General features: G+C 65.0%; 20 protein-coding genes. 9 read left to right on the top strand and 11 right to left on the bottom strand.

Translation table 11 applies throughout. The features are described from left to right. The first annotated feature begins 7 nt into the window (after positions 1 to 7). The gene (locus PT015_RS05380) at positions 8 to 835 is read left to right on the top strand and encodes a sugar phosphate isomerase/epimerase family protein (protein WP_285189373.1); all 828 of its coding nucleotides are present in this window, start codon (positions 8 to 10) and stop codon (positions 833 to 835) included. Between the two features lie 30 nt (positions 836 to 865). On the opposite strand, the gene PT015_RS05385 is transcribed toward PT015_RS05380, so the two are convergent. Continuing rightward, on the bottom strand, positions 866 to 1441 hold the full coding sequence (locus PT015_RS05385) for a hypothetical protein (RefSeq protein ID WP_285189374.1): 576 nt from the start codon (positions 1439 to 1441) through the stop codon (positions 866 to 868). A 257-nt stretch (positions 1442 to 1698) separates the two neighbouring features. Here PT015_RS05385 and mbp1 point away from each other — a divergent pair, with 257 nt between their 5' ends. Beyond that, positions 1699 to 1935, top strand: coding sequence for a microaggregate-binding protein 1 (gene mbp1, locus PT015_RS05390; RefSeq protein WP_285189375.1), 237 nt, complete (start codon positions 1699 to 1701; stop codon positions 1933 to 1935). A 79-nt stretch (positions 1936 to 2014) separates the two neighbouring features. Continuing rightward, positions 2015 to 2638: a flavodoxin family protein gene (locus tag PT015_RS05395; RefSeq protein WP_285189377.1), complete on the top strand. Its 624-nt coding sequence runs from the start codon at positions 2015 to 2017 to the stop codon at positions 2636 to 2638. A gap of 9 nt (positions 2639 to 2647) precedes the next feature. Here PT015_RS05395 and PT015_RS05400 read toward each other — a convergent pair whose 3' ends face one another. Then, the gene (locus PT015_RS05400; protein WP_285189378.1) at positions 2648 to 3736 is read right to left on the bottom strand and encodes an NAD(P)H-dependent amine dehydrogenase family protein; all 1089 of its coding nucleotides are present in this window, start codon (positions 3734 to 3736) and stop codon (positions 2648 to 2650) included. A gap of 44 nt (positions 3737 to 3780) precedes the next feature. Beyond that, entirely contained in the window at positions 3781 to 4332 is a 552-nt protein-coding gene (locus tag PT015_RS05405; protein WP_285189380.1) for a TetR/AcrR family transcriptional regulator, read from the bottom strand. Between the two features lie 194 nt (positions 4333 to 4526). On the opposite strand from PT015_RS05405, the gene PT015_RS05410 reads away from it, so the two are divergent. Then, a complete protein-coding gene (locus tag PT015_RS05410) occupies positions 4527 to 5744 on the top strand; it encodes a cytochrome P450 (protein ID WP_285189381.1) in 1218 nt (405 codons plus the stop codon). Between the two features lie 6 nt (positions 5745 to 5750). Here the strand turns inward: PT015_RS05410 and PT015_RS05415 are convergent, their stop codons facing one another. From PT015_RS05415 to PT015_RS05425, 3 genes are all read right to left on the bottom strand, one after another. Next, entirely contained in the window at positions 5751 to 6524 is a 774-nt protein-coding gene (locus PT015_RS05415; protein WP_285189383.1) for a cutinase family protein, read from the bottom strand. Between the two features lie 120 nt (positions 6525 to 6644). Next, positions 6645 to 7760: a DUF1214 domain-containing protein gene (locus PT015_RS05420; RefSeq protein ID WP_285189385.1), complete on the bottom strand. Its 1116-nt coding sequence runs from the start codon at positions 7758 to 7760 to the stop codon at positions 6645 to 6647. Beyond that, entirely contained in the window at positions 7757 to 8332 is a 576-nt protein-coding gene (locus PT015_RS05425; RefSeq protein WP_285189386.1) for a TetR/AcrR family transcriptional regulator, read from the bottom strand. The genes PT015_RS05420 and PT015_RS05425 overlap by 4 nt, the downstream gene beginning before the upstream one ends. Before the next feature lie 28 nt (positions 8333 to 8360). On the opposite strand from PT015_RS05425, the gene PT015_RS05430 reads away from it, so the two are divergent. Beyond that, complete coding sequence (locus PT015_RS05430) at positions 8361 to 9602, top strand: sulfotransferase family protein (protein WP_285189387.1); 1242 nt, start codon at positions 8361 to 8363, stop codon at positions 9600 to 9602. Between the two features lie 7 nt (positions 9603 to 9609). On the opposite strand, the gene PT015_RS24670 is transcribed toward PT015_RS05430, so the two are convergent. Next, a complete protein-coding gene (locus PT015_RS24670) occupies positions 9610 to 10197 on the bottom strand; it encodes a peptidoglycan endopeptidase (RefSeq protein WP_390887996.1) in 588 nt (195 codons plus the stop codon). A gap of 397 nt (positions 10198 to 10594) precedes the next feature. Next, complete coding sequence (locus PT015_RS05440) at positions 10595 to 11611, bottom strand: DNA topoisomerase IB (protein WP_285190941.1); 1017 nt, start codon at positions 11609 to 11611, stop codon at positions 10595 to 10597. A 141-nt stretch (positions 11612 to 11752) separates the two neighbouring features. Here PT015_RS05440 and PT015_RS05445 point away from each other — a divergent pair, with 141 nt between their 5' ends. After that, complete coding sequence (locus tag PT015_RS05445) at positions 11753 to 12316, top strand: hypothetical protein (protein WP_285189388.1); 564 nt, start codon at positions 11753 to 11755, stop codon at positions 12314 to 12316. A gap of 85 nt (positions 12317 to 12401) precedes the next feature. After that, positions 12402 to 12830, top strand: a complete 429-nt coding sequence (locus tag PT015_RS05450; protein WP_285189389.1) for a type II toxin-antitoxin system Rv0910 family toxin — start codon at positions 12402 to 12404, stop codon at positions 12828 to 12830. 15 nt (positions 12831 to 12845) lie between these two features. Here the strand turns inward: PT015_RS05450 and PT015_RS05455 are convergent, their stop codons facing one another. Next, positions 12846 to 13058 (bottom strand): LapA family protein, encoded by a 213-nt coding sequence (locus PT015_RS05455; RefSeq protein WP_285189390.1) that lies wholly within the window; start codon positions 13056 to 13058, stop codon positions 12846 to 12848. Positions 13059 to 13146: 88 nt separating this feature from the next. On the opposite strand from PT015_RS05455, the gene PT015_RS05460 reads away from it, so the two are divergent. Further along, a complete protein-coding gene (locus PT015_RS05460) occupies positions 13147 to 14451 on the top strand; it encodes an NAD(P)/FAD-dependent oxidoreductase (RefSeq protein WP_285189391.1) in 1305 nt (434 codons plus the stop codon). Between the two features lie 33 nt (positions 14452 to 14484). Then, positions 14485 to 15609, top strand: coding sequence for a glycosyltransferase (locus PT015_RS05465; RefSeq protein ID WP_285189392.1), 1125 nt, complete (start codon positions 14485 to 14487; stop codon positions 15607 to 15609). Here PT015_RS05465 and PT015_RS05470 read toward each other — a convergent pair. Together PT015_RS05470 and PT015_RS05475 are read right to left on the bottom strand one after the other, a co-directional pair. Next, positions 15600 to 16067 (bottom strand): nuclear transport factor 2 family protein, encoded by a 468-nt coding sequence (locus tag PT015_RS05470; protein WP_285190942.1) that lies wholly within the window; start codon positions 16065 to 16067, stop codon positions 15600 to 15602. The two genes, PT015_RS05465 and PT015_RS05470, sit on opposite strands and share 10 nt — an antisense overlap. Next, positions 16064 to 16945 carry an LLM class F420-dependent oxidoreductase gene (locus PT015_RS05475; protein ID WP_285190943.1) on the bottom strand — a complete coding sequence of 294 codons (882 nt, stop codon included), beginning with the start codon at positions 16943 to 16945 and terminating at the stop codon, positions 16064 to 16066. Before PT015_RS05475 ends, PT015_RS05470 begins: the two co-directional genes overlap by 4 nt. Positions 16946 to 16957 lie beyond the last annotated feature (12 nt).

The following is a 16957-nucleotide window of genomic DNA, read 5'->3' on the forward strand; positions in this document are numbered from 1 at the left end:
CCACGTCATGGATCGTCTCGGCGTCGAAATGCTCAGCGTATTCGGAATGCCTCCGATCGAGTATGTCCATCTTACGGCCGATCTCGGCTGCCACTTCATCACCGCTGGCATGGTCGGATTCGCACCGGTGAGCAGTCTTGGTTACCAACCGTTTTCGCTGCGCGACGAACCTCAGTTGCGCAAGGACCTGCTGACGGTCATGAATGAGCGCGATGTGTCGATCTCGCTGGGGGAGGGCCTGCTCATCGCGCCGGGAGTCGACGTTCGTTCCTACGCCGACGATCTCGACATCATGGCCGAACTGCAGATCCCGCGGATCAACACCGTCAGCATGGAACCGGACCGGGTCCGCACATTCGACGAGTTGGCTGTGCTGACCGAACTGGCCGCCGAACGAGGAATCGCCACCTGCGTCGAACCCGTTGTCGGGCTGAGCATCGCCGATCTGGCGAGCGCGATGGCTGCAGTGGAGCATGTGGGCCGCGATGAGATCAGCGTGCTGATCGACACCATGCACGTGGCACGCTTCGGTGCGACGGCCGATGACCTTCGTTCCATTCCCCCGGAGCGAATCGGGTACATCCAACTGAGCGACACCACGATGCAGCGCCGGATGCGGCACTACGCCGAGGAAGCGATGTTCGAGCGGATGGCGCCAGGTGAAGGAGAGCTGCCGCTGATCGACATGCTGGCCGCACTCCCAGCGGACCGCGTGGTCGGACTCGAGATACCGATGCGGTCCCGTGCGGAGGCCGGGGTCAGCGCTTACGACCGGTTGCAGCCCTGTGTCGAGGGCGCACGACGGCTACTGAGTAGCTGTCACGGAAGGCATTGATCGGCAGGCGAACTCAACACGAGAGAGCAATCAGCCGAGCGCCTTCTTGATCGCCTCGTCCTGTTTCTGGCCGACGTCGGTGATGAACTCCGGCGGCGCCAACGCGAAGGACGGCCCGTCGAACTCCAGCGTGACCAGTGCCCTGGCCGCGGTGAACACCAACACCGTCACACCCTTGGAGTGATCCGGCGACAGTCCTGAGATCGTGGCGCCGCCGACGCCGACCTCAGCGTTGAGCGACTTGGCCAGGAGCGTCTCACGATGGGTCGCCTTCGCCGCGACGAGTGCTTCCGCAGCGGCGTTGACGTCCGGCAGGACCTGGATGGTGTCGATGATCGCGTGGCTTTTATCACTGTCGGTGAATGTCACCGTCGCGCCCTGCTGACCGTTCGGGTCTTTGGTCGCCGGGCCGGCGGTGAAGGCATCAGGTGCCTTGATGTCGTCAGCCTTGATCAAGAGCGTGGTGTAGTCGGTGATCACCGGATGCGAAGTGGTGCTGCTGCCCGATGCGGGTGTCGCCTGTTTGGAATCGTTGCCGCACGCCGAGACTCCCGCCAGCGTGGCCGCGATCGCCGTCGTGGCGATCACCGTCAGGGGGATCCTCATCAAACATGCTCCTTCACACGGGGTCACGAAAACCGTATCTCATCAGGAACCGCGGCAGAAACTCCTGGACCGCAGCCATTCCACCGCGCTGGTGTTTGATCCGTCGGTTACCCGGGAAGCCCTTGAGGGCGAACACAAAACCGTTGACTGTCGAGTCAGTTCATATGCGAATTCGTCTGCAATGCAACATTATTCGTTGTCAACCACCGTGTTCGCGCTTGTGAGCAAGTGCTCACCACCGACGAGAGGAGTGATCCGTGGCGGATCAGGACAGTGGACCCGAAGAAGCCGTGAAAGGCGCTGTCGAGGGCATCAAGGGCAAGGTCAAAGAAGTAGGCGGCACCCTTGCCGGTCGAGATGACCTCAAGAAGGAGGGCGAGGCGCAGCAGGACAAAGCCGACGCCCAGCGCGACGCGGCGAAGAAGGAGGCCGAGGCCGAGGCCGCGCGCTCCGGCGCCGATGCGGCGGAGGAGCGCCAAAAGAAGCACCAATAGCCAGGGGTGGAGACGGTCCGGGTCTGCGATGCGGATTCGGGCCGTTTCACTTTCGGCCCCTTCCGGGTAATCGACCCGGATGAGTACTTCACAGTCGTCATTACATGCCCTGGCACTGGTGTGCAGTCTCAAGCCGAGTCCGGCCGCATCGAGCAGCGAACTGATGGCTGAGCAAGTCTTCAGCCACCTGCGCGAACGCGACGTCACGTGTAAAGCGTTGCGGTGCGCCGACTTCAACATCGCTCCGGGCGTCGAACCCTACATGGGCGAGGGAGATGAGTGGCCCAGTATCAGAAGGCAGGTGCTCAACGCGGACATCCTGTTGCTGAGCACGCCGGTGTGGCTCGGTCATCCCTCGAGCGTCACTCAGCGAGTCTTGGAACGCCTCGACGCGGAGTTGTCGAACACCGACGACGCGGGCCGGCCCGCCATGGCGGGCAAGGTGGCGATGGTGAGCGTCGTCGGCAATGAGGACGGCGCGCACAAGACGGTTGCCGATGTCTTCCAGGGGCTCAACGACATTGGGTTCAGCATCCCCGCGCAAGGCTGCACCTATTGGAATGGCGTCGCGATGGAGTCCACCGACTACAACGACCTCGACCAAGCGCCCGAACCGGTCGCCTCAGCCACCGCAGCAGCAGCCCGCAACGCGGTGCACCTAGCCCAGGTGCTCAAGTCAGCGGAATATCCTGCCTACCAATAGATTCCGAATCTAGCTAGCAACGACTTCTTCTCGGGCGTAGAGCCCGCTTCCGGTGATGAACGGCAGGTCCAACGTTGTCCTGATACCCGGTGCGGACTCGATCACGGCCGGGATGGCGTTGACAATGCGCCCCGCCGCCCCGCAGATCGCGGCCTGATTGTGGTCGCCGTAGCGACTACTCGGGACGATGTCCACCGCGTAGGACGGCTCCCCGGTGATCTCGACCCGATACGAACCGCCCCCGGCAGCGGGCTGCGGAAGGTCGGGCCGTAGATCGGGCCGCAACCGGGTGATGTGCTCGATGACGATCGCGGGGTGACCGTTGACCATGCCGCGGATCTCGAATTGCAGCACCGCGAGGGTGCCCTTGGCGACGTGACCGACAGCGATGTCGAAGTCCTCGGGCGCCGGTTCACGCTGGTAGGACTCGGTGATCTCGTCGACCTCGATGCCCAGACCGGCGGCGAGTTGCCGAATCGCGGTGCCCCACGCGATGCTGAGCACCCCCGGCTGCAGCAACATCGGAATCTCGTCGAGGGGTCGGGCGAAGCCCATGTAGTGCATGACCTCGGCCCCGTCGTAGGAAGCATAATCGTGAATCTCCATGCAGCGGACCTGCTCGATGCGCTGACACGTGCCGGCCAGCGCGAGGGGGATCAGGTCGTTGACGAATCCCGGGTCGACACCGCTGATGAACAAGCTCGAATTTCCTTGTCGAGCAGCATCTTCGACTCGCTGAATGTACTTATCGGGCATCACGCCCCAGGGGTACTGCAGTAGCCCGGGTGACGACCCGACAACGTTGATGCCGGCGGCGAGAATGCGCATCACATCGGTCATCGCCTCCGGCAGACGGGTGTCACCCATGGCGCAGTACACAATGCAGTCTGGCCGCGCGGAGATCAGGACATCGAGATCGTTGACCGCAGCGACTCCGGTTGTCACGTCCAAGCCCGCGAGTTCACCGGCGTCCTTGCCGACCTTCTCCGGCGTCGACACGCACACCCCGGTGAGCTCGAATTGTGCATTGTTGATCAACTCGATCAACGCCAGTCGACCGACGTTCCCGGTTCCGACGTGGGCGACTCGGATCGCCATAGCTGTTCTCCAACTCTGGATGCGCGCGACAGACCCACCCGACGCTAGTCCACGGCGAATGCCGGCGCGACGAATCGTTGCACCAACGCGCGCTCGGTGTCGTCATCACCGACCGGCCAATACAGCAACGACATCACCATGCGGACCACCCATTGCGCGCCGTGCGGATCACTCTCGTCGAGACCGGCCAGTTCCGCGGCGAAGCCGACCACCAACGGCGACCCGGTCAGCCACGGCACATCATCGGCCCTGACCGTGTTGAACATCAACTGTCCAAGTGGGTCGGCGCGAATCAGTCTGAGCGCCACAGTGATCGCGGCGACCACCCGCTGCGGTCCGGCAAGATCCGCCACGGCCTGTCGCACAGCCTCGACGATGCGGGCCCCCGACCGGGCGACCACGGCATCGCGGATGTTTGCTTTGCCGCCGACGTACCGATAGATAGTCGCCCGGGAGCAGTGCACCCGCGCCGCCAGCTCGTCGATCTCGAAGGCGTCCGGACCCTCTTTGATGATCAGGTCAGTAGCGGCCGCGTAGATCCGCTCGGCCGCCATCGCCCGCCGCTCGCCGCCGATGAGCCAGTCGCTTCGCGGCACAGCACCGTCTCCCCACACCTGAAACCAATGACGACAATATTCTCACGCTTGAGACATAATCTGGTCTTATTCTCACAATCCATGCTGGTGCACGTGCCCGGGTGAGACGACGCGCGCCGGCGTCGGTATCCGTCGGATGTCAACTTTCAGCGCCGGCGTTGACCACCGCAAGAGCGCCAGTTCAACCTGGACAAATGGCAGCGGGAGCACCCATCGAACTGTTCGACGACGACGCTTTGCAGGATCCCTACCCGCTGTACGCGCGGATGCGCGCGGGCGGCGCGGTTCGTCGAATCGGCAAGTCAGACTTCTATGCGGTGTCGAGCTGGGACGCAGTGGTCGATGCCGTCGCCCGCGTCGGAGATTTCTCGTCGAACCTCACCGCGACCATGCAGTACCAACCGGACGGGACGGTCGCTCCGTACAACATGGCCCCGTTCGGGGATCCCTCACAGGTACTGGCTATCGCGGACGACCCGGTGCACGCGATGCATCGCAAGCTACTGGTGCCGCATCTCTCTGTCAGGAAGGTCCGCGCGCTCGAAGCTTTCGCCGCCGAGACGGCCGCGCGGCTGTGGGTCGACGGCCTGCGCGGTGGTCGCATCGAGTGGATGGGCGCGCTGGCGAACCGGCTGCCCATGCTCGTGGTGGCCCGGCTGATCGGCGTACCGGAATCGGACGTCGACAAGCTGGTCGCATGGGGCTACGCGGGCACTCAGATGCTAGAGGGTCTCTTGTCGGCGGATCAGTTGGCTGCTGCAGGTGTGTCGGTCGGAGAGCTCGCGGTCTATATCGCCGAGCAGTTTGCACGGGCCTCCGCCAGTCCGCGCGACGACCTATTGGGCGGTCTCACAAAAGCTTGCGCCGCAGGCGAACTGGACGACATCGCCGCGCTCGCGATGATGATCACGCTGTTCGCGGCCGGCGGCGAATCGACTGCCTCTCTGCTTGGCAGCGCTACGTGGATCATGGCCACCCGCCCGGACATTCAACGACAGGTGCGGGATGATCCGGCATTGCTCGAAACATTCATCGAGGAGACGTTGAGATTCGAGCCACCTTTTCGCGGTCACTACCGTCATGTCACCCGCGACACCACTCTGGCCGGAACTGACCTGCCCGCTGGATCCCGTCTGATCTTGCTATGGGGAGCGGCGAATCGCGATCCGGCCCACTACGAGTCGCCCGACGAATTTCGGCTCGACCGCGCGTCGCCGAAAGCGCACATCGCCTTCGGCAAAGGGGCCCACTTCTGTGTGGGTGCTGCGCTCGCGCGGATCGAAGCACGCATTGTGCTCAGCCAATTACTCGCTCGCACAACGCACATCGCCGCCGTTGACGCCGGGAGATGGCTGCCTAGCCTGCTGGTGCGCCGACTCGAACACCTCGAGTTGGCGATTCGGACCGGTTGATCGGACCTAGTTGCCGAAGCCGCCGCGCTGCGGTGCCGGCGACGCAGCCGGTCCGCCGGGGCCCTGCAGATGGCCGGCCGCGAAGTCGGCACCCTGGGCGATGAAGCTGCCGTCCTCGACGTAGCTGTTGTGCGCGGAGAAGTTCATCCCGTCAGAGCAGACCGGATCCTCGGTGGCGCAGACCTCGATGGTCTTGGCCTGATACAGCGGCCCGATAACGAGTTGTGGCTGTCCCAAGAAGTTCATCGCCCGCACGTTGGGCGTTCCGAAGAGCACCACGGCGGCGACGTGGTCGGCGACTGCCGGGTCGAGCGGCTTGGGGATGGTCGCCGGATCGACGTCTTGCGGCACCGAGTCGGGGACCGCGGGGGACGTCACGAAGCCCGCGACGGCCGCGCCCTGAGAAAATCCGCCGAGCACCATTCGCGTCTTGGGGCAGATCCCGGCCTCCGACACGACGTGGGCGCCTGCGTCGCGAATGCCGTCGAGACCGGTCGACCACTGATCACTGGCCGGGTAATTCACCGGGTAGACGTCCAGCGACTTTCCACCGAGACGGTCACGCAGCGCGTCCACGAACGCCTGGCCTGTGGGCCCGACCCCGGGTTCCTCACCGGTGCCACGCGCGAAGACCACCTGTGTATCGGGACATGACGCAGCCGAAGCTGACGGGAGGACACCGGTTGGCAGAGCGGTAAATCCAAGGCCCCACGCCGCGGTCACCGCGGCACCGACTAGACGAGAGACGCCACGCGCATTCATAGCGCAGAAGATTCCCATACCAATGCTTGTCCAAACTAAGAATTCTCTGGGCTTAGCCTGAGCGTGCCGACGGCAGCGCTATAAACTTCGGCGATCCGCCCATTGATCATGAGTTGGGCAGCGCCACAGAGTGATTCATCACAGGCTATCGATGCTGGTCGGCGCGTCGTCCACTTTCACCAACCGCACGCGCGGCTGCTCCGGCACGCGCTCGCTGAGAAACCAGCGGAAGGCCAGGTTGCCGCGCGGATAGTCAAGTGTGGTCAGCGAATTCGGGTGTGTCGTCAAGCCGCGCGATAGCACGATGGTCACCGACCCGTCCGCATTGGGCACCGCACTGTGGCCGTTTACCGAGCACCGTGCGTCGCTCACGCCGTGAGTGGCCATGAATTGGTTCCACACCACCAGATTCCAGAACCGGCAGTCCGGCGGGCGGTGGGTGATGACCAGGGCTTCGTCTTCGTCGAGTACGAAGCTGCCGTAGGAGTAGCAGGCGTCGCGGGCGGACCAGCCGAAGTTGGCGTCCGGCACTTGGTATGGCTCGGCGAATTCATTTGCTGCGTGTGAGATTTCGTGGCCGAGCGAATGCGCTTTGTCGACGCGCGCGCCCACGGCCAACGGGATGATCGCGAACATGGTCCGCAACCACACGGCGCTGGCTCGCAGCTTTGCCGCCGTCTCTGCATCGCCGTGCCGGATGGCCTCGGGCTCGTCGAGCGATTCGATGTTCCAGCGCACCCGGCGGCCGGTTTGCGGATCCGCCTGATAGTCGCGGGTCATCAACACCGCGGCGTCGGGTGTCGGTCCGAGCTCGAACGAGAAGTTGCCATCGGCGTCGACGTCGATCTCGTCGTCACGCACGATCGCGACGATCCGATCCGACCAGGCCCCCGGGGACGGTTCGTTGTACGCGGTCAACGAGAAATAGACACTGTCGCCGCGATTGCCGCTGACGCGATAGCGCCGGCCGGGATCCACCGGGCAGATGTAGTAATAAGCATCGGTGTTGTCGCCGCCCCAGCGCCGGTCCCGCCGGAAGGGCGTATTGACCGCGACGAAGACGGGTCGGCTCGGCTCACCGAACAAGCAGGTGTCGAACGCGACGCCCAGCGTGGTGGCAAGCATGCGGTAGCCGTCGGCGATCTGCTGATCGTCGGCGACCGCCCGTTCGCCGTCGAGAAACGAGCGGTCCAACCCGCCGAGCGTGTCGAGCAATTCACGCCATGCGGCGGTGGACTCGTGCTGATCGGTCATCCGCTGATTCCTCTCGTGATCAGTGCGGCCGTGCGGCCGACCCAGGCATCGTCGAGCGCGTCTCCGCGGGTCAGCAGTGCGAGAAACGTCGTACCCGCCACCACCTCGACGACTTCCGCGGCGCTGACGTCGGACCGGGCCTCGCCGCGCGCGACGGCATCGGCAAGGCGGTCCGCCAGGCCCCGGGACAGAAGGTCGCCGAACCGCTCCAACAGCGCCGCGTGCAGGGTCAGGTCGGCGGCCATCTCGCCGACCAGGCCCGGCAGCGCGGCGCGCGCCGCCGGGGTGGTCAGCACCGCCGCGGTGCGGCCGACGATCTCGCGAACGTCGCCGGCCAGTGAGCCGGTATCGGGAAGCACGGTCGCCTCGCTGATCGGGAAGACGGCCTCGTGCACCAGGTGCGCCTTGCTCGGCCAGCGCCGATAGATCGCGGGTTTGCTGGTGCCGGCCCGGCGCGCGATGGCATCGACCGACAGGTCGGCGTAGCCGGTTTCGGCGAGGAGCTCGACAGCTGCCCTCAACACGGCACCATCGATGCGCTTGTTGCGGGGCCGGCCAAGCTCTGTCGTCATTACGAAACTCAGAGTAACATAATTCGGCGTGACGGACGCCGCCCCTGTTCAGCTCGACGACCTATCCACCCCGCGCTTCAGCCCCGAGGTCGAGCAGATCCGCGACCTGATGGCCGGAATGGCGGCGCAGTGCCCGCTCGATGCCGACGCCCTGCACGACAAGGCCGTCGCGGAGACGGGCCTGACCGACTTCGGGCCCGACGACTACCGCGAGCGCATCGAGGTCTACCTGGCTGCCTTGCGTGAGATCGACGGCCTGCACGGCCCCGGCATCGTGAACTTCCATGCGCAGACCTTGCAACTGCTGAAAAATCGGCTGCTGCTCAGCGATCTAGTGGCCCGCCATCCACAGATCCGAGACATCGATCTGCTGCCGCCAATCGTGATTGCGGGTCTGCCGCGAACCGGCACGACCCACCTCCACAACCTGCTGGCCGCCGGCCCGACCTTCCGGACCATTTCGTACTGGGAGAGTGTCGAGCCCTTCCCCCTACCGGCCGAGCGGGGAATCGAGCCGGATCCGCGTAAGGGGCGAATGGACGCCGCCGTGGCTTTCATGAACGCCGCAATGCCGCATTTCCCGCTGATGCACGAAATGACCACCGAGCACGTGCACGAGGAGATCCAGCTGCTGGCCAACGACTTCTCGACGATGCTGTTCGAGACGCTTGCCCACGTACCGCGGTGGCGCGACTACTACCTGTCACACGATCAGACGTCGTCGTACGAACACCTGCGCCTGCAGCTGCAGGCCCTGCAATTTCTTCGGGGCGGCCGACGCTGGCTGCTGAAATCGCCGCAGCATCTCGAGCAGTTGCCGGTGCTGGACGCTGTGTTCCCCGGTGCCGTCGTGGTGTGCACACACCGCGATCCGGTGCCGGTGGTGCTGTCCATGATGGCGATGCTGACCTACACGGCGCGGATGCACCGCTCGCCGGTCCCGGTGCACGAGATCGCGGCGTCGTGGTCGGTTCGGCTCGAACAGATGCTGGATGCCCTCGTCCGCGATCGTGACCTGATTCCCGAGGAACGGTCGATCGACGTCCGCTTCGATGACTTCATGGCCGACGAACTCGGCACAGTGGAGCGGATCTACGCGCTCGCCGGGGAAACGCTGACCGCCCAGGCGCGCGCGGCGATGGTCGACTATCTGGACGACCACCGGAGAGGCCGATTGGGCACGATCGCGACGTCGGCCGAGATGTTCGGGCTCGACGAGCGCGATCTGCCCAACCGGTTCGCTCGCTATCGCGAGCGGTTCTCAGTCTGACGTCCGCTCAGGCCGCTTCCGGCGGGGCGGGCGCGTCGTTAGGGGTTTCCGCGGGCGGCGGCGCATCGGGAGCCGGCGGCGGCGGCGCATCGGGAGCCGGCGGCGGGGGAGCATCGGGAGCAACGACGCTCACCAGAACCGGTGCCGGCGCGTCGGCCGGAGCCTCACCGTCGATGGGCAGATACATGTGATGGGTGAACTGGTGCTGGTACGCGCCGCCACCACCGATACGGACGCCGCCGCCTTCACCGCTGGAAACCGGGGTGCCGTCCGGCAGCGTGACCGCGGTATGGCCGCCGTTCCAGCCGATCACCACGGCGTTGGGCGCCGTGCCGTACTTGAAGCCACGCGCCAGCAGCGCCGACTCCTCGTTGCCGGTGTTGAAACGACCGCTGAACGCGGGCCGGTCCGATGCAACGTTCGAAACAAGTGAGGCCAGACCGGAGCAATCCGTTCCTGCCGCCGAGTTACCGCCGGTGATGTACGGCGTGCCCGACATCTGCGTCAGCAGAGTCATCAGAGTCGCTAAATCAAACATGAGCCGGGACGGTACTGAGCGTTTGAATAGACAACCAAACTTTGTGCAGGCCATCACTTTTGCGCGCAAAACGAGACGCACATCTCATCTGGACGTGAAAAGTCCTGGTAGAAGAACCGCGAAATCATAAATTCGACATGCGTGGAAGAGTAACCGCGTCTTGACTTTTCGGGCCTCAAAACCCGAGATGCAGCAACTTTAGGGCAAAGGCAGTGTTTAGCAAAGAGTTATTCGTCACTATGCGCAAAATGCCCGGAAAGGAACCTTTCTCGGCCGCCGAAATAGCAGTTGTGCGGCGCCCGTGGGACGTTCGTCCGGCACATCGCGAATGTGTTCGCTATCTACACAATTCACGAATGCTCCGCTCTGCAAAGATGACCACACTGCAAGCTGTCCAAAGCAACTTCACCCCAAGGTAATTGAGGATGCTGCCACGAATTACTCTGCACGACAACTACTTACGACCCACCTTTTTGATCATGCGCACCGTAGCGCGCTCGATCGATTCGCGCTTGGCCTCCGGGCTACGTTGACGCTTGACTCTCCGCAGTGCCGGGGCAATGGTCAGGCCCTGCTCATAGGCTGTGACAACGCGGGGGTCCACGTATGACCGCCGGGCCACCGCGGGGGTGTTTCCCAGCTGCTCCGCCACCGCCCGCATCACCGCCGCTTCCTCACGACGACGCGCAGTCTTGGACGTCGGCTCTCCGGCGACAGCGAAAGCTTCGGCGGCCAGGACGGTGCCGTGCCATGTACGCAGATCTTTGACGCTGTAGTCATCGCCTACCAATTCCCGGAACCTCAGATTGATGTCGTCGGCGTGCACCTCCGTCCAACCCTCCGACGTGCGATACGCGAGTAAGCGCGGCGTCGTAGTCTCGGCGCGCAACAGCGATCGGACCGCGCGAAGGACCAACGGATCTTCCAGTGAAATCGAACGCCGCACACCACTTTTCGCCGGGTAGTCGAACTCGACGCTGTCTCGGTGCAGGCGCACATGCTCGCGCAGCAGCGTCGAAAGTCCATAGCTGCCGTTCTCTTCCACATACTCTTCACCGCCGGCCCGAAAATATCCCTGGTCGATCATGTGTTGGGCCAGCGCTAGCACCCGACCGCGCGCAAGGCCGCGGGTCCGCAAGTCGGCAAGTAGATTGAGCCGCCAGCCGGGGAGATGCTTGGCGAGACTCACTGTGCGCTCGTACTTCTCCTCGGAACGCTCCTCCTGCCAACGCTCGTGATAGATGTACTGTCGACGTCCGGCGGCGTCGGTGCCGACCGCCTGAATATGGCCGTTCGGATGCGGCGAGATCCATACCTTCTTCCAGGCGGGCGGGATCACCAACGCCTCGATCCGCGCGAGTTCGTCTGCTTCGGTGATGCGGATCCGGTCGTCCCCTGCGTAGGAGAATCCGCGTCCACGGCGCGTGCGGCGCAGACCCGGTCCGTCGACGACGCTCTTACGCAGCCGCATGGCGGCCGGCCTTCGCTGCGTGTTCACCCGCACACGACTACCCAGCGGATCCAGCGCAGTAACGCCACAGTCTGCGCGGCTCAACCCGACACGACCGGATCAGTCGTCGTAGCGCAATCGGGCATGAGACGGTAGTTAGTCATGCAGGGCTTTGAGTACGTCAGCTACGAGACTTTCGGTCGACGCTTCTTCGAAGTGGCGGTGACCGAAGAACGCGTCGCCGCTGCGTTCGCGGCGATCGCCGGTAGTCAATTCGAGATGCCGCCGATGGCTCAGGGCCCCGGCAAGCTCGCCCGCGTCAGCGCCGCGGTCACGATCAAGCAGCCGCAAGTCACCCGCCATGTCGCGGACAGCATCACCTTCGACATCCACATCCCGTTGCTCATCGACCTACTTGTCGACTTGCGAATTGACAAGCAGCGCTTCACCGTTGACGGTGATATCGCGCTGAGCGCAACCGCGCGAGCCGCCGAGCCGCTCAAACTGATTGTCGACGTTGCCAAGCCACGGGCCTCGGACATCGCGGTGCACGTGTCCTCCAAAAGCATTCGCGGAGAGATTGTCCGCATCATCGGCGGCGTCGATGCCGAGATCCGCCGCTTCATCGCGCAATACGTCAACGAAGAAATTGACAACCCGCAGTCGCAAGCGGCCCAGGTCATCGACGTTGCCGAGCAGCTTGATCAGACCTGGGCCGGCATCTGAGCCGGCGTGGTTTACCCCCACCAACCGAGGGTATGTAAAGCCAGCGCTAACCCGGCATATCCAGCGTCTAAGGGAGTTAGGTGACGTGGCACAAGTCAACGTCTCGACAACATCGGACCTGTCACCGCAGTCTGCCTGGAAATTGGCATCGGACCTGAGCCGGTTCGGCGACTGGATGACGATCTTCGGCGGCTGGCGCGGCGACGTCCCCGCCACAATCACGAAGGGCACACGCGTCTCGTCGTTGATCAAGGTCAAGGGATTCCGCAACGTAATCCACTGGGAAGTCACCAGATACGACGAGCCCCACGAGATCGAGTTGAGTGGTCATGGTCGAGGCGGGGTCGAGATCACCGTCGCGATGGGGGTCACGGACAACTCACCGGGGTCGACGTTCGACCTGAGCGCCGACCTGTCCGGCGGGCTGCTGAACGGTCCGCTCGGAAAATTGGTGGCCCGGATCATCAAGTCCGATGTGCGCAAGTCGGTGTGCAATCTCGCCGTGCTGGAGTGACGACCGGTCGCCGCGTCACGATGCGACGCGGCGACCTCCGCCGCCGCGCTCGGCGTCCCGAATCCGTCGCGACTCCGACGTCAGACCTGATAAGACCAGACCCGTCACCAGCAAGGTGACGCTCGCCGCACTCACCCCGACGCCGACCTGCCGGACCGCGAAGCCCGTCACACAGACGACGGCCGAGACGATTGTTAGCGCGACGAGGACGAGAGCGGAGCGGGGCATACGATTCAGCTACCCCGATCGCGCGATGTGAAAACAGGTCTGACGGGCAGCCGGTTTGTGCGCCGCGCCGAGCGGCTACATGGTCGAGATGACGTCGGTTGTGGTCGTAGGCAGTGGGTTCACTGGATTTGAATGTGCGCGGCGCCTGGCGCGCAAGCTGCGCCGGAGCGACGTAGACGTGACCATCATCTCGCCGGTGGACTACATGCTCTACACGCCACTGCTGCCGGATGTTGCCGGCGGAGTGGTGGACGCCCGGTTCGTCGCCATCCCACTGGCGGGAACGCTTAAGGGAGTTCGCGCGATTCGCGGCCGCGTCGACAGCGTCGACCTCGACCAGCACCGCCTGCAGTTCACCGATCTCGAACAGCGCACTCGCGACCTGTCCTGGGACCGTCTGGTGCTGACTCCGGGTTCGGTGACGCGGCTGTTCGACATCCCGGGATTGTCCCAGTACGCAAGAGGATTGAAGTCAACCGCGGAGGCGCTGTATCTCCGCGATCACGTGCTCCAGCAGTTGGAGCTCGCGTGCCTGGAAGAGGACCCGGCCCTGGCGCAGGCTCGACGCACCATCGTCGTTGTCGGCGCCTCGTATTCGGGTACCGAGCTCGTCCTGCAGCTTCGCGCGCTGGCCGACGCGGCCGCCAAGCAGATGAATTTCGATCCCAACTCGGTGAAGTTCCAGCTTCTCGACCTCGCGGAGCAGGTGATGCCCGAAGTGGGCGAGAAGCTGGGGGCGCGCGCGCAGCGCGTGTTACAGCGGCGCGCCGTCGACGTCCGGCTGGGGCTGACGTTGAACGAGGTCCACCCCAATCACGTTGTGCTCAGCGATGATTCGCGCGTCGATACGCACACCGTTGCCTGGGTGACCGGGGTGACGGCTGCACCGCTGATCGGCACGCTCGGACTGCCCACCGAGAAGGGCCGGTTGAAGGTGCAGACCGATCTCAGCGTTCCCGGCCATCCCGACGTCTTCGCCGCCGGTGACGCCGCCGCGGTGCCAGACGTGACGCAGCCGGGCAAGATCACCCCGCCCACCGCGCAGCACGCGACCCGGCAGGGCAAGACGCTCGGCAACAATGTCGCAGCCAGCCTGGGGCGCGGCAAGACTCGTGAATACAAGCATCACGACATGGGTCTGGTCGTCGACCTCGGGCCGCATCATGCTGTCGCGAACCCGCTGAAGATCCCGCTGTCTGGCTTCCCGGCCAAGGTGGTCGCCCGCGCTTACCACCTCTATGCGATTCCGCGCGGAGTCAACCGTTGGGCGGTCACGCTGGCCTACCTGACCGACGCCATGTTCGCGCGGTCGGTGGTGTCGCTGGGGCTCTCGACCCAGAGCGACGCCGAATTCTCCACCAGCGAGGGCATTCCGCTGCCAGAAGCCGGCTGAAGTCACCGACCTTGCACGGGTTAGGTTGGGCCGGTGAAGTTCGTGGTGGCCGCCTACGGCAGTCGCGGCGACATCGAACCCTGTATCGCCGTTGCGGGGGAGCTGCAGCGTCGGGGCCACGATGTGCAGATGGCCGTGACGGTCCCGGCAGATCTGCGGAGCCACGTCGAGGCAACGGGACTGTCGACCCAGCCGTACGGACAGGACTGGCAGGAGCTGCTGGCCACCGACGACTTCACCCGCATGCTGCGCAACCCGATGAGCACGATTCCACAGGCGGTGGACTACGTCGCGCGGGTCAACGCGGAGAAGACCGCAGCACTGGCCGCATTGGCCGACGGCGCCGACCTCGTCGTGGCCGGCATGACCGAGCAGGAGACGGCCGCGAAAGTGGCTGAGCGGTACCGCATTCCGGTCGCGGCGTTGCACTTCTTTCCGGCGCAGATCCTGCCGCAGGGCGCGTCGTGGCCGGATCATGAGCCGGACCGTGCCCTGCAGATACAGGCATACGACGAGATCTGCATACCGGGACTGGCCGCCGGATGGGGGGACGGTGCGGATCGACGGCCCTTCGTCGGAGCGCTGACGCTGCAGTTGCCGACGGACACCGACGACGACGTGGCGTCGTGGATATCGGCCGGATCGCCGCCGGTGTATTTCGGGTTCGGCAGCATGCCGGTCGCGGGACCCGCAGAGATGGTTGCGGTGATCGGCGCGGCATGCGCCCGCACCGACGTTCGCGCATTGATTTGCTTGGGCCCGAACTACTTTGACGAATCACCCGATTCGGCTCAGGTGAAGACCATCCGCGATGCGAACCACGCCGCCGTATTTCCCGCCTGCCGCGCCGTCGTTCATCACGGCGGTGCCGGCACAACGGCCGCCGGCATGCGGGCCGGGGCACCGAGCCTGGTCCTGTGGAGCGGGTTGGACCAGCCGGTGTGGGCGACGTCGGTAGCACACCTCGGCGTCGGCTTCGGGCGCCGCTTTTCGGAGTCGACGCTGGACACACTCACCGCCGACCTACAGGCGATTCTGAGCCGGTCCTACTCCGAGCAGGCCCGCAGCGGGGCACCTCAGATGACCAGTCCAGCCGAAAGCCTCACTCGCGCTGCCGATCTACTCGAGGAAGCCGCGACGCGCGGAAGTCAGGACTGACCTGGTCGCACCTGGCGAACCGGCCGGCTGTCGATCGCGTCAATGGTCAACGACCGCAGTCGAATTCGCCAACCCGACGCCATTCGCTGGTAACTGTCGGCGTACCGCAGATACCAGGTCACGTCGCGAATCTGGTCGTCGTGCCGCACCCAGTGGTGGGCGACGCACGCGACACGACCGCGGGCCAGCCCGGAATCCGGGTCGGCGTCATACACCTCGCCGACTATCGCGTGGTGGGTCCGGATCGTGGCCGCGACGGCGGCCACCGCCTCGCCGATCGCGGCGCGACCGTGGTGACGGCGGACCGGCTCCAGCGACCCCGGCGGATCGGGCAGCAGCAGCTCCGCATCGGACGTGAAAAGGTCGGCGACCGAGTCAAATTGCCGGTCGTCGACCTCGGCCGCATAGCGGTGCACCAGATCGCTCAGCTCCGCACGGTCGCCGGCGCTGAACGTCACGTCGGCAGGCCCAGCCGTTGGGCGCATGCCGACAGTTCGTCCTTGGCCCGCTCGAGGTCGGCGATCGGCGGCATCGCCAGGACCACCCGGTCGGCGCCCTGGGCAGCGAGCCGCTCTGCACGTTCGGCGTCGACCTTGCTGACCGAGTGGCCCAGGGTCAGCTCGATCTCGGCCGGATCGCGACCGGCGGCAGATGCGGCGTCGCGCAGCACGGTGAGCAGGTCCGCCAACTCCGCGCCGGCCACGCCCAGCGGCTGAAAGCCATCACCCAGCCGGCCAGCCCGGCGTGCCGCGGCCCTGCTGTGGCCGCCGATGTGTACCGGAAGCCGCTCACCGGCAATGGGTTTCGGGCTGCACACCACGTTCTCGAAGGTGAAGAACTCTCCGTGATGACTGACGCCGCCCGACCGGGCATCCCACAATGCCCGCAACACCGCCAGTTGCTCGTCGGCCCGGCGGCCCCGGCTCGCGAATTCGCTGCCGCACGCTTCGATCTCCTCGCGGAGCCAGCCGACGCCGACGCACAACCGCAGCCGTCCACCCGAGAGGGCATCGAGCGTCGCCGCCCGCTTTGCCAGCACTACCGGGTGATGGTTGGGCAACACCAGGACTCCGGTGGCCAATTCGAGCCGCGTCGTGTGGGCGGCCAGGAACGACAGCAGGTCCAGAGGATCGGGGACCGGGCAGTCCGATTCCAGTTCCACACGCCCCGACGGGTCGTAGGGGTACACGCTGTCGTACTGCGTTGCCAGAACGGTGTGTTCGACCGCGACGATCGATTCGAAGCCGCACGTCTCCAAGTGCCGCGCGAACGCCACCATCCAGTGCGGGTCCGCGGTGACCCCGGCGGCAACGGGCGCGACCACGCCGAATCTCAGTGGCTTCATGGC

Origin of the sequence: Candidatus Mycobacterium wuenschmannii, from assembly GCF_030252325.1 — a bacterium.
GTDB classification, from domain to species: Bacteria; Actinomycetota; Actinomycetes; order Mycobacteriales; family Mycobacteriaceae; genus Mycobacterium; species Mycobacterium wuenschmannii.

What these genes read in the sequence shown, in the direction of transcription:
- PT015_RS05385 (WP_285189374.1), bottom strand. Translation starts at nt 1,441, where the DNA reads ATGAGGATCCCCCTGACGGTGATCGCCACGACGGCGATCGCGGCCACG.
- PT015_RS05415 (WP_285189383.1), bottom strand. Translation starts at nt 6,524, where the DNA reads ATGGGAATCTTCTGCGCTATGAATGCGCGTGGCGTCTCTCGTCTAGTC.
- PT015_RS05460 (WP_285189391.1), top strand. Translation starts at nt 13,147, where the DNA reads ATGACGTCGGTTGTGGTCGTAGGCAGTGGGTTCACTGGATTTGAATGT.
- PT015_RS05425 (WP_285189386.1), bottom strand. Translation starts at nt 8,332, where the DNA reads ATGACGACAGAGCTTGGCCGGCCCCGCAACAAGCGCATCGATGGTGCC.
- PT015_RS05410 (WP_285189381.1), top strand. Translation starts at nt 4,527, where the DNA reads ATGGCAGCGGGAGCACCCATCGAACTGTTCGACGACGACGCTTTGCAG.
- PT015_RS05445 (WP_285189388.1), top strand. Translation starts at nt 11,753, where the DNA reads ATGCAGGGCTTTGAGTACGTCAGCTACGAGACTTTCGGTCGACGCTTC.
- PT015_RS05380 (WP_285189373.1), top strand. Translation starts at nt 8, where the DNA reads ATGGATCGTCTCGGCGTCGAAATGCTCAGCGTATTCGGAATGCCTCCG.
- PT015_RS05440 (WP_285190941.1), bottom strand. Translation starts at nt 11,611, where the DNA reads ATGCGGCTGCGTAAGAGCGTCGTCGACGGACCGGGTCTGCGCCGCACG.
- PT015_RS05455 (WP_285189390.1), bottom strand. Translation starts at nt 13,058, where the DNA reads ATGCCCCGCTCCGCTCTCGTCCTCGTCGCGCTAACAATCGTCTCGGCC.
- PT015_RS05395 (WP_285189377.1), top strand. Translation starts at nt 2,015, where the DNA reads ATGAGTACTTCACAGTCGTCATTACATGCCCTGGCACTGGTGTGCAGT.
- PT015_RS05420 (WP_285189385.1), bottom strand. Translation starts at nt 7,760, where the DNA reads ATGACCGATCAGCACGAGTCCACCGCCGCATGGCGTGAATTGCTCGAC.
- PT015_RS05400 (WP_285189378.1), bottom strand. Translation starts at nt 3,736, where the DNA reads ATGGCGATCCGAGTCGCCCACGTCGGAACCGGGAACGTCGGTCGACTG.